General features: G+C 64.9%; 11 protein-coding genes and 1 rRNA gene. 11 read left to right on the top strand and 1 reads right to left on the bottom strand.

Annotation, left to right across the window (positions count from 1 at the left end):
* Positions 1–15: 15 nt before the first annotated feature.
* The 3 genes from rrf to HWX08_RS12795 all read left to right on the top strand — a co-directional run bounded on the left by rrf (position 16) and on the right by HWX08_RS12795 (position 4,292).
* A 5S ribosomal RNA gene (gene rrf / locus HWX08_RS12805) occupies positions 16–128 on the top strand.
* A 278-nt stretch (positions 129–406) separates the two neighbouring features.
* Entirely contained in the window at positions 407–2,482 is a 2,076-nt protein-coding gene (locus HWX08_RS12800) for a molybdopterin-containing oxidoreductase family protein (protein WP_174921825.1), read from the top strand.
* Between the two features lie 136 nt (positions 2,483–2,618).
* Positions 2,619–4,292 (top strand): long-chain fatty acid--CoA ligase, encoded by a 1,674-nt coding sequence (locus HWX08_RS12795; RefSeq protein ID WP_174921824.1) that lies wholly within the window; start codon positions 2,619–2,621, stop codon positions 4,290–4,292.
* A gap of 320 nt (positions 4,293–4,612) precedes the next feature.
* Here the strand turns inward: HWX08_RS12795 and HWX08_RS12790 are convergent, their stop codons facing one another.
* Positions 4,613–5,764, bottom strand: coding sequence for a porin (locus HWX08_RS12790; RefSeq protein ID WP_069255670.1), 1,152 nt, complete (start codon positions 5,762–5,764; stop codon positions 4,613–4,615).
* A gap of 276 nt (positions 5,765–6,040) precedes the next feature.
* Here HWX08_RS12790 and coq7 point away from each other — a divergent pair, with 276 nt between their 5' ends.
* The 8 genes from coq7 to mraY all read left to right on the top strand — a co-directional run bounded on the left by coq7 (position 6,041) and on the right by mraY (position 14,753).
* Positions 6,041–6,667 (top strand): 2-polyprenyl-3-methyl-6-methoxy-1,4-benzoquinone monooxygenase, encoded by a 627-nt coding sequence (gene coq7, locus HWX08_RS12785; RefSeq protein WP_174921823.1) that lies wholly within the window; start codon positions 6,041–6,043, stop codon positions 6,665–6,667.
* A gap of 386 nt (positions 6,668–7,053) precedes the next feature.
* A complete protein-coding gene (gene mraZ, locus HWX08_RS12780) occupies positions 7,054–7,482 on the top strand; it encodes a division/cell wall cluster transcriptional repressor MraZ (protein WP_069255672.1) in 429 nt (142 codons plus the stop codon).
* Between the two features lie 23 nt (positions 7,483–7,505).
* On the top strand, positions 7,506–8,447 hold the full coding sequence (rsmH, locus tag HWX08_RS12775) for a 16S rRNA (cytosine(1402)-N(4))-methyltransferase RsmH (protein ID WP_069255673.1): 942 nt from the start codon (positions 7,506–7,508) through the stop codon (positions 8,445–8,447).
* Positions 8,444–8,785, top strand: a complete 342-nt coding sequence (gene ftsL / locus HWX08_RS12770) for a cell division protein FtsL (RefSeq protein ID WP_069255674.1) — start codon at positions 8,444–8,446, stop codon at positions 8,783–8,785. Before rsmH ends, ftsL begins: the two co-directional genes overlap by 4 nt.
* A complete protein-coding gene (locus HWX08_RS12765) occupies positions 8,782–10,629 on the top strand; it encodes a peptidoglycan D,D-transpeptidase FtsI family protein (protein WP_107310086.1) in 1,848 nt (615 codons plus the stop codon). Before ftsL ends, HWX08_RS12765 begins: the two co-directional genes overlap by 4 nt.
* A complete protein-coding gene (locus HWX08_RS12760; protein ID WP_174921822.1) occupies positions 10,626–12,164 on the top strand; it encodes a UDP-N-acetylmuramoyl-L-alanyl-D-glutamate--2,6-diaminopimelate ligase in 1,539 nt (512 codons plus the stop codon). The genes HWX08_RS12765 and HWX08_RS12760 overlap by 4 nt, the downstream gene beginning before the upstream one ends.
* Complete coding sequence (locus HWX08_RS12755; RefSeq protein ID WP_069255677.1) at positions 12,161–13,567, top strand: UDP-N-acetylmuramoyl-tripeptide--D-alanyl-D-alanine ligase; 1,407 nt, start codon at positions 12,161–12,163, stop codon at positions 13,565–13,567. Before HWX08_RS12760 ends, HWX08_RS12755 begins: the two co-directional genes overlap by 4 nt.
* 16 nt (positions 13,568–13,583) lie before the next feature.
* On the top strand, positions 13,584–14,753 hold the full coding sequence (gene mraY / locus HWX08_RS12750) for a phospho-N-acetylmuramoyl-pentapeptide-transferase (RefSeq protein WP_006477019.1): 1,170 nt from the start codon (positions 13,584–13,586) through the stop codon (positions 14,751–14,753).
* Positions 14,754–14,781: the final 28 nt, after the last annotated feature.

The raw sequence follows: 14,781 nt of genomic DNA, 5'->3' as shown, positions 1-14,781 counted from the left end.
CAACAACCCTCTTTGCCTGATGACCATAGCGAGTCGGTCCCACCCCTTCCCATCCCGAACAGGACCGTGAAACGACTCTACGCCGATGATAGTGCGGATTCCCGTGTGAAAGTAGGTAATCGTCAGGCTCCCTAAGCCAGAAACCCCCGCTCGAACAGGCGGGGGTTTTTGCATTTCGGCGATGGAAATGCATGCAGCAGCATTTTGCAGATGCGCCAGGACATTGCCACCGACGCGGAGCTGGCACGTTAGCCGTCGATAGCGCTTCCGCGCGCTCCCCGACAGACACGCATCCAACAATCGAAACGCCTCCACCTCCACCAACCGCTTTCGATCGCACGAAATAAACGCTTGATACGGCGTGTCCACGTAAAATTTGCGAATCCCCACCTCCGCACTCAAAACGATGAACGCCGCCATACAGGTAGCCCGGGCCGTTTGCCCGCACGATTGTCCGGACACGTGTGCAATGCGCGTGACCGTCGAAAACGGCAGAGCGATCAAGGTCACGGGCGATCCCGACCATCCGCCGACACAAGGCGTGTTGTGCACGAAAGTCAGCCGATACGCCGAGCGCGTTCATCACCCCGACCGCCTCACCGTTCCGCTCAAGCGCATCGGCGCGAAAGGGGAAGGGCGCTTCGTACCGATCGGCTGGGATGAAGCGCTCGACGAGATCGGTCGTCGTCTCGGTGAAATCGTGGCGCGCGCGCCGGAAGCGATCGTGCCGTACAGCTATGCAGGCACGATGGGGCTCGTGCAGGGGGAAGGCATCGCCCAGCGGTTCTTTCACAAGCTCGGCGCCTCGCGGCTCGAGCGCGCAATTTGCGCGGCCGCCGGGGCAGCCGGATTGCGTTACACCTATGGCGGCAGTCTCGGCATGCACCTCGAGTATTTCGAGGAAAGCGAACTGATTCTGATTTGGGGAGCAAACCCGATCGCGTCGAGCCTGCACTTCTGGACGCGTGCGCAGGAAGCGAAGCGCCGGGGCGCGCGCCTTGTCGCGATCGATCCGTACCGTTCGCTGACGGCGGAGAAGTGTCACCAGCACATCGCGTTGAAACCGGGCACCGACGGCGCGTTCGCGCTCGGCATGATGCACGTGCTGATTACCGAGAACCTGCTCGATCACGACTATATTGCCAACCATACGCTCGGCTTCGACGCGCTCAAGGAGCGGGCGATGTCCTACCCGCCGGAACGCGTTGCGCAGATCTGCGGTATCGACGCGTCGGAGCTGATCGACCTTGCGCGTCGTTACGGCGCTACCCGCAAGGCATCGATCCGCCTCAACTACGGCATGCAGCGCGTGCGCGGCGGCGGGAACGCGGTACGCGCGATTGCAAGTCTGCCGGCGCTGACGGGCGCATGGCGGGACCGGGCCGGCGGCCTGTTGCTCTCGTTGTCGGAATCCGCGCCGGTGAACCAGGCGGCGCTGTTGCGCCCGGACTTGATGCCCGGTTGGCCGCACAAGCTGCCGCGCATCATCAACATGAACGCGATCGGTGACGCGCTGCTGCACCCCGGCGATGCCACCTTCGGGCCGAAAGTCGAAGCGGTGATCGTCTACAACTCGAATCCGGTGGCCGTTGCGCCGGATTCTTCGAAGGTCGCGCAAGGGTTCGCGCGTGACGATCTGTTCACGGTCGTTCTCGAGCACTTCAAGACAGATACCGTCGATTTCGCAGACATTGTGTTGCCGGCGACCACGCAACTCGAGCATCTGGACATCCACAAATCGTACGGTCACACCTACGTGATGGCGAACCTGCCCGCGATTCCGCCGGTGGGTGACGCGCGGCCGAATACGGAGATCTTCCGCGGCATCGCGCGCAGCATGGGGCTCGACGAGCCCGCGCTCTATCACAGCGACGAAGAGGTCGCGCGCGCGGCGCTTCGCTGGGACGATCCGGTGCTCGACAGCGACTGGGACACGCTGAAGCGCGCCGGCTGGCTGAAGCTGAAGCTGCCGGAGGCGCCCTTTGCAAACGGCGGTTTCCGTACGCCGTCGGGCAAGTGCGAGTTCCATAGCCCCAGGCTCGAGCAGATGGGCGCGGACCCCGTGCCCGACTACCTGCCGCCGTTCGAATCGGCCGAGGCGGCCCCGGAGCTCGCCGCGCGATATCCGCTCTCGATGATTTCGCCGCCGGCCCGCCACTTCCTGAACAGCACGTTCGTGAACGTCGACAGCCTGCGTCATACCGAAGGCGAGCCGCATCTGGACATCCATCCGTTCGACGCCGAGGCGCGCGGCATTGCCGACGGTGACGTCGTACGCATCTTTAACGACCGCGGATCGATGCAGGCCCGCGCGAGAATTACCGATCGCGCACGTGCCGGGCTCGTCGTCGGGTTGTCGATCTGGTGGAAAAAGCTGTCGCCGGACGGCAGAAACGCGAACGAGGTGACGAGCCAGGCGCTCACCGATCTCGGCAACTCGGCGACGTTCTACGATTGCCTTGTGGAAGTTGAACGCATTTGATCGAATATCGCCGTATGATCGGACGAATTTCCACGGAAGTTCGAAGTGGACATCTAACCCTGTTGTCTCGGGACGTGCGAGCCGTTACGATGCGTTTTAGCACGACCATTCGAAAATCTGTGAGGAGACGCGCAGTATGGACAAAATTTGGCTGAAATCGTACCCGCCCGGCGTTCCAGCCGAAATTGACGCGTCTCCTTATCCTTCCGTCCCGGACCTGCTCGACGAAAGCTTCCGCCAGTATCGCGACCGCACGGCGTTCGTCTGCATGGGCAAGGGCATCACGTACGGCGAACTCGACACGCTGTCGCGCCAGTTCGGCGCATGGCTGCAATCGCGCGGGCTGGCGCGCGGGGCGCGCGTCGCGATCATGATGCCGAACGTGCTGCAGTATCCGGTGGCGATCGCCGCGGTACTGCGCGCGGGCTACACCGTCGTCAACGTCAATCCGCTCTACACGCCGCGCGAGCTCGAACATCAGCTGAAGGACAGCGGTGCGGAAGCGATCGTCATCCTCGAGAATTTCGCGTCGACGCTGCAGGCCGTCATCGCGAATACGGGCGTCAAGCATGTCGTCGTCGCATCGATGGGCGATCTGCTGGGCATCAAGGGATGGCTCGTCAACTACGTCGTGCGCAACGTGAAGAAGATGGTGCCTGCGTGGCAGCTGCCGTCGTTCACGCGTTTCAAGGCCGCGATGTCGGAAGGCGCGCGCCAGACTTTCAACGCGCAGAAGATCGGTCCCGACGACGTCGCGTTCCTGCAATACACGGGCGGCACGACCGGCGTCGCGAAAGGCGCGACGCTGCTGCACCGGAACATCGTGTCGAACGTGCTGCAGGCGGGTGCCTGGCACCAGCCGGCTCACGAGAAATATCCGGACGTGAAACAGTTCGTGACCGTTGTCGCGCTGCCGCTGTACCACGTGTTCGCGTTGACCGTCTGCGGTTTCCTGACGATGCGCACGGGCGGCATGGGCATCCTGATCCCGAACCCGCGCGACATCGCCGGCATGATCAAGGAACTGAAGGGCTACCAGATCTCGACCATTCCCGCGGTCAACACGCTGTACAACGCACTGCTGAACCACCCCGATTTCAATCAGCTCGACCTGTCGAAGCTCGTGATCGCCAACGGCGGCGGCATGGCGATCCAGGAAGGCGTCGCGAAACGCTGGTATGAAAAGAGCCATACCGCGATTATCGAAGGATACGGGCTGTCCGAAACGTCGCCGGTGGCGACCTGCAACCCGGTGACGGCGACCGAATACAGCGGCACGATCGGCCTGCCGCTGCCGTCGACCGAAGTGGTGATTCGCGACGATGCCGGCAACGACGTCGCGCTCGGCGAACCGGGCGAAATCTGCATTCGCGGGCCGCAGGTGATGGCAGGCTATTGGAACCGGCCGGACGAGACCGCGAAGGTCATGTTCGCGGACGGCTTCTTCAAGACGGGTGACGTCGGCGTGATGGATGCGCGCGGTTACGTGAAGATCGTGGACCGGAAGAAAGACATGATCCTCGTATCGGGCTTCAACGTGTATCCGAACGAGGTCGAGGACGTCGTGGCGTCGCATCCGGGCGTGTTCGAGGTGGCGGCGGTCGGCGTACCCGACGAGCATTCCGGCGAAGCGGTGAAGCTGTTCGTCGTGAAGAAGGATCCGGCGCTCACCGACAAGGACATCCTCGCGTACTGCAAGGAGCGGCTCACCGGCTACAAGCGGCCGAAGCTGGTCGAGTTCCGTACCGAGCTGCCGAAGACGAACGTCGGCAAGATCCTGCGGCGCGAACTGCGCGACGGACGCGCGTAACGGCGCGGTCGACCGAAAGAAAAAGCACGGCTCGCGCCGTCATGCCGTTCAGCCAAGCAGCTGAACGGCATTTTTGTTTTTGAGGGTTGGCGTTGTACATCCTGCGCCGAGCGGTCAAATTCCGGCGCGATGCTGACCGATCCGCCGACCTTCCTGCCAGACGCCCACCGTCACGCGGTTGCGCTTCGCTTCATTCGCCGTGGTCGACTCACGGCCAGACATTCACGCGCAGGAATGTGCCCGTGCCGGGCGCACGAACGCCCAAAGAAAAAGGCGCCCGAAGGCGCCTTCAATATGCTGCGGCTTGTCAGGCAAGCTGATTAGAACTTGTGACGGATACCGACGCGTGCTGCGACCTGGTTGCTGGTGCTCGAACCTGCGAGACCGTTGATCGCTGCCGTTGCCTTCAGGATGTCGCCGTTCGCGTCGAGCACGTTGCCCGATGCATGCTGATACACGCCGATCGCGTAGACGTCCGTGCGCTTCGACAGGAAGTAGTCGACGCCCAGCGAGCCCTGGTGGTACTTGGCTGCGGAATTGCCGTCGATCTTGCTGCCTTGCGTGTAGTCGTACGCTGCGCCGAGAATCAGCGCCGGGGTCAGCTGATACTTGAAGTTGATTTCGCCGTTGTTGAACGTCGCGGTCTGGTTCACGAATGGGCCTGCCGAGAAGCCCTTGAACTTCGTGTTCGAGTACGTCGCGCCGATCGTCGCTGCGCCGAACGTGTAGGCGCCGCCTGCACCGATGACCTGGTACGTGTTCGCGTTGTTCGCGTACCCGCCGTAGATCGGCGACGAAACCGACGACGACGCGGAGCCGTTGTTGAACATGCCGCCGAACTGGTTCGGCGTACGTGCGTTCAAGTAGCCGACACCCAGCACCAACGGGCCGTTGGTGTAGCCTGCGCCGAGCGACCAGACCTGGTTCTTCGAGAACTGGCCCGCCTGACCGCCGAAGCTGTACAAGCCGCCGAACGTGAGGCCGCCGTAGTTCGCGCTCGTGAACTTGACCGCGTTGTTCACGCGATAGGCGTTGTTGAAGTTGTCGAGGTCGCCCGGGTGAGCGGCGATGTAGCCGCCCCACTGGTCGCCTGCCTCGAGCGGGCCGACGAAGTCGACGACGGAGTCGTACTGACGACCCAGCGTGACCGTACCGAAGTTGCTCGACAGGCCGACGTAAGCCTGACGGCCGAACATCAGGCCGCCCTGACCGAGCTTGCCGCTGTTCACGTCGAAACCGTTTTCGAGGGTGAAGATCGCCTTCAGGCCGCCACCGAGATCTTCGGTGCCGCGCAGACCGAAGCGGCTGCCTTGCATCACGCCGCTGGCCATGCTGTACAGGTGCTTGCCGCCTGCGTTGTTGTTGAAGAGCAGGCCTTCATCGATGATGCCGTAAAGCGTCACGCTGCTTTGCGCATGGGCAGCGCCAGCGAACGCGCCCAGCGCGACGAGCGCGAGAAGCGACTTTTTCATTAACGGATCTCCAAGAATCACTGAATTTTTCTGGCGGGGCGGATAGTTATGTTCTGTTGACGGGCCCCATCAACTTCGCAAGAAGTCGCACGTAATGTAGCAAAACCGGTTTTTGCCACAAAGCGAAATGCCGCAGCTCAAGGCCGCCATGTTTCCTTTATGCAACAATGGTTAAAATCACGGGTTAACCGCAATTTCCGCTGAATAATCAAGTCGGTTACGCAGCGGACTCGTGCCCTTGCCGCTCGCGGCAGCACCTGCAGCCAGGAGAACAGGATGGTGTTTGATGAACTGATCAGCGAATTCGATCGCGGCCTGCGATCGCTGACCGGCATTAGCCGGATGAGCCGCCCGGTGCCCGCGCCGGCCGACGCGCCGGCCGTCGAACTGACGCCGGCGGAGCGTAAGCATGCGGCCGGACTGATGCGCGTGAACCACGTCGGCGAGGTCTGTGCCCAGGCGCTCTACCAGGCGCAGAAGCTCACCGCGCGCACGGGGTCGGCGAAGACGATGTTCGAGGAAGCCGCGCGCGAGGAGGAGGACCACCTCGCGTGGACCGCGCATCGCCTGAAGGAGCTGGACTCGCGTCCGAGCCTGCTGAACCCGCTGTGGTATGCGGGTTCGCTCGCGATCGGCGTGGCGGCCGGCGCGCTCGGCGACAAGGTCAGCCTCGGCTTCATGGCCGAGACCGAACGGCAGGTCGAGAGCCATCTCGAAGGCCATATGTCCGAGCTGCCGGCGACGGATACCGCGTCGCGTGCGATCGTCGACCAGATGCGGCTCGACGAAGTGAAGCACGGCAAGGCCGCGGCCGACGCGGGCGGGATCGAACTGCCGCTCCCTGCGCGAATGCTGATGCGCGCTGCATCGAAAGTCATGACGAGCACTGCATACTATCTGTGAGGTCCACACTCGGGCGACGTGTGACGTCGCCCGGGTTCCCCGCCGCCGATACCGCCCGTTTATTCCTCGTTTTCCCGCCCCCGAAAGCCCCGCCCACACACCCGTCTGGCTCGCCTTTCTCACGTATCACCTTCACAAGTTGCACTAGCTCATTCATTTATAACGGTTTTTGGGATGAGGGGCCGTATGAGCATGTGCGCGTAAGTCCTTGTTCTAACTAACAAAATTCGTCAAAAAAGCGGGCCGCTCCCTTGACCGTGCCACACCCTTCCTCTAAAGTGGGAGACAGTGTGAGAAAGTGTATTTTTGTGTGATTTGGCGGGCTATTCCGGCTAAATTCTCAGCATGGAGCGGGTGCTTCGGTGCCCTGAACGGGAGAGCGGAAAGTGTTCCAAGGGGCGTCGGCGCTGACGCTCGATGCGAAAGGGCGGATGTCGGTGCCGGCTCGCTATCGCGAAGCGCTGCAAGGACAGGCAGAAGGACGGGTGACTGTGACCAAGCACCCGGACGGCTGCCTGTTGCTGTTTCCGCGCCCTGAATGGGAAGTATTCCGCGCCAAGATCGCCGCGCTGCCGATGGACGCGCACTGGTGGCGGCGCATTTTTCTCGGCAATGCGATGGACGTCGATCTCGACGGCGCGGGCCGGATTCTCGTATCGCCGGAGCTGCGCATGGCAGCCGGACTGGAAAAGGAAGTCATGTTGTTGGGAATGGGTAGTCACTTCGAGCTGTGGGATTCGCAGACCTACAACGCGAAGGAGCAGGCAGCGATGGCGCAGGGCATGCCCGACGCGCTGAAGAATTTCACGTTCTGATTGCGGTGACGGAGACGCCCGCGATGGGAAACGAATTGCGGCATCGGACGGTGCTGTTGGATGAAGCGGTCGAGTCGCTCGTGACGCGGCCGGACGGCGTGTACGTCGACGGCACGTTCGGGCGCGGCGGCCATAGCCGCGCGGTGCTCGCGCGGCTGGCGCCGGCCGGGCGGCTGATCGCGTTCGACAAGGATCCGCGCGCGATCGAGACGGCGCAGGGCATCGAGGATGCGCGCTTCTCGATCGTGCATGACAGCTTTGCGTCGATGCGCGACGCGCTTGCGGCGCGCGGCGTCGAGAAGGTGTCGGGGGTGTTGCTCGACCTGGGCGTGTCCTCGCCGCAGGTGGACGATCCGGCGCGCGGCTTCAGCTTCCGCGCCGATGGTCCGCTGGACATGCGGATGGATCCGACGCGCGGCGAGTCGGCGGCGGAATGGCTCGCACGGGCTTCGGTGCAGGAATTGACGGAGGTGATACGGGATTATGGGGAAGAACGGTTTGCTTTTCAGATTGCAAAGGCGCTTGTTGCTCGCCGGGCAGAGTCCGACCGTCTTGGGCCTCTCGACACCACGGGCGAGCTTGCCCAAATCGTGGGTCACGTCGTCAAAACCCGTGAGAAGGGCAAGGATCCGGCAACCCGCACCTTTCAGGCTATACGGATTCACGTCAATCAAGAGCTTGCGGACCTGCAAGTCGTACTAGACGCGGCACTGTCGTTGCTGGAGCAAGGGGGGCGGCTGGTGGTCATCAGCTTTCATTCACTCGAGGACCGGATCGTCAAGCGATTCATGCAGGCGCACGCGAGTGCGCCTGCGGTCGATCGTCGCCTGCCGATCCGTGCCGTCGACCTGCCGAGCCCGCCGCTCAGGATTGTCAGCCGCCAGTTTCCGAGCGAAACGGAAATCGCGGAGAATCCGCGCGCCCGCTCGGCCGTGATGCGCATCGCGGAGCGCGTCACGCCATGAGCCGCTTCAACATCTTCCTGCTGATCATCGTGATGGGTTGCGCGCTGTCGGTCGTCAACTCGACGAACCAGCAGCGCCAGATCTTCATCCAGCTGCAGCGTGCGCAGTCGCAGGAGCGTCAGCTCCAGCAGGACTACGCGCAGCTTCAGTATCAGCAGAGCGCGCTGTCGAAGACGTCGCGCATCGAGCAGCTCGCGAACGATTCGCTGAAGATGCAGCCGATCACGACCGGCCGCACGCAATACCTGACGTTGCCGCCGGGCGCCGCGAAGGCGATCGATGCGCCGATCCCGGCTTCGGCCGACACCGTCGGCAAGGGCAAGGGGGGCGCGCGATGAAGCCGTCCCCGAAGCGCCAGAACGTGAAGTTCTCGTCGAGCCCCGTGCTCGGCGTGCATCTGCCGATGTGGCGCTCGAAGCTCGTCGTATTCCTGCTGTTCATGGCGTTCGTCGCGCTGGCCGCGCGTGCGTTCTGGATCCAGGGGCCCGGCAACGCGTTCTACCAGAAGCAGGGCGAAAGCCGCTACCAGCGCACGATCGAACTGCCGGCGACACGCGGCAAGATCCTCGACCGTAACGGGCTCGTGCTCGCGACGAGCCTGCCCGTGCGCGCGATCTGGGCGATTCCCGACGCGGTACCGGACGATCTCGACGCCGACAAGGTCAACCAGCTCGGCAAGCTCCTCGGCATGACGCCGAAGGAACTGCGCGTGAAATTGTCCGAAGACAAGGGTTTCGTCTACGTGAAGCGCCAGGTGCCGATCGACGTCGCGGACAAGGTCGCTGCGCTCGATATTCCCGGTATCTATCAGCGCAACGAATACAAGCGCTTCTATCCGGAAGGCGAGATCACCGCCCACCTGATCGGCTTCACGAACGTCGAGGACGAAGGGCAGGAGGGCGTTGAACTCGGCGACCAGAAGATGCTGTCCGGCACGTCGGGCATGCGCCGCGTGATCAAGGACCGGATGGGGCACATCGTCGAGGACGTCGCCGAACAGATTCCGCCGCACAACGGCACCGACGTCGACCTGTCGATCGACAGCAAGATCCAGTACATCGCGTACGCGAACCTGAAGGCCGCCGTCGAGAAGTTCAAGGCGAAGGCCGGCGCGGCGATGGTCGTCGACGTGCGTACCGGCGAGGTGCTCGCGCTCGTCAACTACCCGACGTACAACCCGAACGACCGCTCGCGCATGACGGGCGAGCAGTTGCGCAACCGGATCATGACCGACGTGTTCGAGCCGGGCTCGATCATGAAGCCGTTTACGGTGTCGCTCGCGCTCGACCTGCACCGCGTGACGCCGAATACGCTCGTCGAGACGGGCAACGGGCATTTCGTGCTCGACGGCGCGCCGATCACCGACGACGCGGGTTTCGGCACGCTGACGGTCGGCGGCGTGATCCAGAAGTCGAGCAACATCGGCGCGACGAAGATCGCGATGACGATGCGGCCCGAGGAAATGTGGAATATGTATACCAGCATCGGTCTCGGCCAGGCGCCGAAGGTCGGCTTCCCGGGCGCGGTGGCCGGCCGCCTGCGTCCGTGGAAGAGCTGGCGCCGCATCGAGCAGGCGACGATGTCGTACGGCTACGGCCTGTCGGTGTCGCTGTTCCAGCTCGCGCGTGCGTACACGGCAATCGCGCACGACGGCGAGCTGATGCCCGTGACGATTTTCAAGACCGACCCCAACCAGCCGATCGTGGGCACGCAGGTGTTCAACCCGACCACCGCGCGCGAAGTGCGCGCGATGCTCGAGACGGTGGTCGCGCCGGGCGGCACGTCGCCGGATGCGGCCGTGCCGGGCTATCGCGTCGGCGGCAAGAGCGGTACCGCGTACAAGCATGAAGGCCACGGCTACACGCGCAAGTACCGCGCGTCGTTCGTCGGGATGGCGCCGATGCCGAATCCGCGCATCGTCGTCGCGGTGTCGGTCGACGAGCCGACCGCCGGCAGCCACTTCGGCGGCCAGGTGTCCGGCCCCGTATTCTCGGCGATTGCCGGCGACACGATGCGTGCGCTGAACGTGCCGCCGAACATGCCGATCAAGCAGCTCGTCGTGTCTGACGATTCGCCGGCAGCACCTGCCGCAACGGGGCCGCAAAAGCTGGCCTCGGGTGGCGGTGCGAAGCATATGATCGTGTCCAGCACGACGCGTAATTCACCAGGAGTTGTTCGATGAGCGCCGCCCGCAGTTCCCATCCGGCGCATCAGCAGATCGCAGCCGCGCTCGCGTGGCTGCGTCAGCATGTGGCCCCCGCAGCGCAACTGCATGCCGACACGCGCAGCCTGAAGGCTGGCGACGTGTTCGTCGCGTATGCGGTCGACGGGGCAGACAATCGCGGCTTCGTCGCCGACGCGGTCGCACGCGGTGCGGCCGCCGTGCTGTATCAGCCGGAAGGGCTGGCCGCCGCGCCGGCCGTGCCCGTCGCGCTCGCGGTGCCGGCACTCGACCAGCTCGCCGGCGAGATCGCCAGCGGCTGGTACGGCGATCCGAGCGACAACCTGCTCGCGATCGGCGTGACCGGCACGAACGGCAAGACCTCGTGCACGCAATGGATCGCCGCCGCGCTGACGGCGCTGCACGAGCCGTGCGCTGTGATCGGCACGCTCGGCACCGGGATGCCCGGCCAGCTCGTGCCGACGGGTTTCACGACCCCCGACGCGTCGCAGCTGCAGCGCAGCCTCGCGCAATTGCGCGACGCGGGCGCGAAGGCCGTGGCGATGGAGGTGTCGTCGCATGCGCTGCACCAAGGGCGCGTGAACGGTACGGCGTTCGACATCGCGGTATTCACGAATCTCACGCAGGATCACCTCGACTATCACGGCACGTTCGACGCGTACGAGGCCGCGAAGGCGAAGCTGTTTGCGTGGCGCGGCCTGCGCGCGGCCGTCGTCAATCGCGACGACGCAGCCGGCCGGCGCCTGCTCGAGAAGCTCGCCGGCCGCGTGCGCACGATCGCATACGGAATCGGCGATGCCCCGGCGCCCGACGCCGATCGCGAACTGATCGCAATCGACGTGCGCGCCACCGCGACCGGCACCGCGTTCCGCCTGCGTTCGTCGTGGGGCGACGCGGACGTCGAGGTCGATACGCTCGGCACGTTCAACGTCAGCAACCTGCTTGCCGTGCTCGGCGCGCTGCTCGCGGCCGACGTGCCGTTCGATGCGGCGCTCGCCGAGATCGCGCGGCTCGAGCCCGTCAACGGGCGGATGCAGCGGCTCGGCGGCCGGCTGCAGAACGACGAACCGCTCGTCGTGATCGACTACGCCCACACGCCCGACGCGCTCGAAAAGACGCTCGACGCGCTGCGCCCGATCGCCGCCGCGCGCGGTGGCCGGCTTGTCTGCATGTTCGGCTGCGGCGGCGATCGCGATGCGACGAAGCGCCCGCTGATGGGCGCGATCGCGGAGCGGCTCGCCGATGAAACCGTCGTCACGAGCGACAACCCGCGCAGCGAGGACCCGCAGCGCATCATCGACCAGATCGTCGCGGGCATGACCGCGCCCGATCACGCGCGCCGTATCGAGGATCGCGCGAGCGCGATCCTGCAGGCCGTGCGCGGCGCCGCACGCGAGGACGTCGTCGTGCTGGCCGGCAAGGGCCACGAGGCCACGCAGGAAATCATGGGCAAGAAGCGTACGTTCTCCGACCAGGATCACGCGCGGCTCGCGCTCGCGGCGCGTGCGACGCAAGGCAAGGGAGGCGCCGAATGACGATGCTCAGTCTCGGCGAAGCCGCTCGCCTGATTCCCGGCGCAACCGTTCACGGCGACGCGGGCGTCACGTTCGACCGCGTGTCGACGGACAGCCGCACGGTCGGCCCCGGCGACCTGTTCGTCGCGCTGAAAGGCGAGCGCTTCGACGCGCACGACTTCCTCGGCGACGTTGCCGCACGCGGTGCGGCCGCGGCGCTCGTCGCGCACGTGCCGGCGGGTGTCGCGATGCCGGCGATCGAAGGCGGCGAGACGCGTGCCGCGCTCGGCGCTCTCGCGCATGGCTGGCGCAAACGATTCGCGCTGCCGCTCGTCGCGGTGACGGGCAGCAACGGCAAGACGACCGTCAAGGAAATGATCGCGTCGATCTTCAAGGCGGCGGTCGGCGCCGACGCGCGGCTCGCGACGGCCGGCAACCTGAACAACGACGTCGGTCTGCCGCTGACGCTGCTGCGCCTGTCGGCCGCGCATCGTCTCGCGGTGATCGAGATCGGGATGAACCACCCGGGAGAAACCGACGTTCTCGCGCGCGTCGCGGCGCCGACGGTCGCGCTCGTCAACAACGCGCAACGCGAGCACCAGGAGTTCATGGCGACGGTCGAAGCCGTCGCGCTCGAACACGCTGCCGTGATTCACGCGCTGCCGCCGGACGGCGTTGCGGTGTTCCCGGCCGACGATGCATATGCGGGCATCTGGCGCGTCGCGGCGACCGGCAGCCGGATCCTCGATTTCGCGCTGCACGATGCCCAACGGCAGAACGACGCGCAGGTCACGGGCCGTCTTCACGGCGGCGAACTCGCGATCGATACGCCCGCGGGCGCCGTCGCGGTGCGGCTGCGCGCGCTCGGCGAGCACAACGCACGCAACGCGCTGGCCGCGACGGCCGCGGCGCTCGGCGCCGGCGTCGCGCTGTCGGCGATCAAGCAGGGCCTCGAATCGTTCGAGCCGGTCAAGGGCCGGCTGCAGGTGAAGCAGGCGATCGCAGGCAGCCTCGCGGGTGCCACGATCGTCGACGATACGTACAACGCGAATCCCGATTCGATGCGCGCCGCGATCGACGTGCTCGCCGCGCAACCGGCGCCGCGCGTGCTGGTGATCGGCGACATGGGCGAGGTCGGCGACGAAGGTCCGGCCTTCCATCGCGAAGTCGGTGCCTATGCGCGCGAGCGCGGGATCGACGCGCTGTTCGCGCTCGGCGACGCGTCGCGCGACGCCTGCACGGCGTACGGCGACACGGCACGCCATTTCGACGACGTCGGCGCGCTGGTCGGCGCGCTGCTCGCGGCGGGCTACGGCGCGCAGGCGACGGTGCTCGTGAAGGGCTCGCGGTACATGAAGATGGAGCGCGTGGTCGACGCGCTGACGAACCAACCCGCAGCGGGCACGACGCCCGCTGCACACTGAGTAGAAGGAAGGAAGCATGCTGCTGGCGCTGGCGCAATGGCTGCAAGGCGACGCAAGCTTTTTGCGCTTGTTCACGTACCTCACGTTCCGTGCGGTGATGGCCACCATCACCGCGCTCGGGATCGGGCTCGTGTGCGGACCGTGGGTGATCCGCAAGCTGACGCAAATGAAGGTCGGGCAGGCCGTGCGCAAGGACGGCCCGCAGACCCACCTCGTCAAGTCCGGCACGCCGACGATGGGCGGCGTGCTGATCCTGATCGGCATCGCGGTCGCGACGCTGCTGTGGGGCGACCTGACGAACCGTTTCATCTGGATCGTGATGCTCGTCACGTTCGGCTTCGGCGTGATCGGCTGGGTCGACGATTACCGCAAGGTCGTTCACAAGGACCCGCGCGGGATGTCGTCGCGCGAGAAGTATTTCTGGCAATCGGTGATCGGGCTGTTCGCGGCCGTGTACCTCGCGTTCAGCGTGTCCGAGGCGAACAACGTGCGCGTGTTCGACCTGTTCATGGCGTGGGTGAGGAGCGGGCTGTCGATGGGCCTGCCGGCACGCGCCGACCTGATGCTGCCGTTCCTGAAGTCGATCAGCTATCCGCTCGGCGTATGGGGCTTCATCGTGCTGACCTACTTCGTGATCGTCGGCGCGAGCAACGCGGTGAACCTGACCGACGGCCTCGACGGTCTCGTGATCATGCCGGTCGTGCTGGTCGGCGCATCGCTGGGTGTGTTCGCGTACGTGATGGGCAGCGCGGTCTATTCAAAATACCTGCTGTTCCCGCACATCCCGGGCGCGGGCGAACTGCTGATCTTCTGTTCCGCGATGGGCGGGGCAGGGCTCGCGTTCCTCTGGTACAACACGCACCCCGCGCAGGTGTTCATGGGCGACGTCGGCGCGCTGGCCCTCGGCGGCGCGCTCGGCACGGTCGCGGTGATCGTGCGCCAGGAAATCGTGCTGTTCATCATGGGCGGCATCTTCGTCGCGGAAACGCTGTCGGTGATGCTGCAGGTTTCGTGGTTCAAGTACACGAAAAAGCGCTATGGCGAAGGGCGCCGCCTGTTGAAGATGGCGCCGCTGCATCACCATTTCGAATTGTCCGGCTGGAAGGAAACGCAGGTGGTCGTGCGTTTCTGGATCATCACGCTGATGCTGTGCCTGTTCGGTCTGACCACCCTCAAGCTGCGGTAAAGGAAAGGTAACAAGGATGTCTGGCGAG

This window comes from Burkholderia metallica (assembly GCF_902832845.1).
In the GTDB taxonomy this organism is placed as follows: domain Bacteria; phylum Pseudomonadota; class Gammaproteobacteria; order Burkholderiales; family Burkholderiaceae; genus Burkholderia; species Burkholderia metallica.
This window is presented reverse-complemented; position numbering and strand designations above follow the sequence as displayed.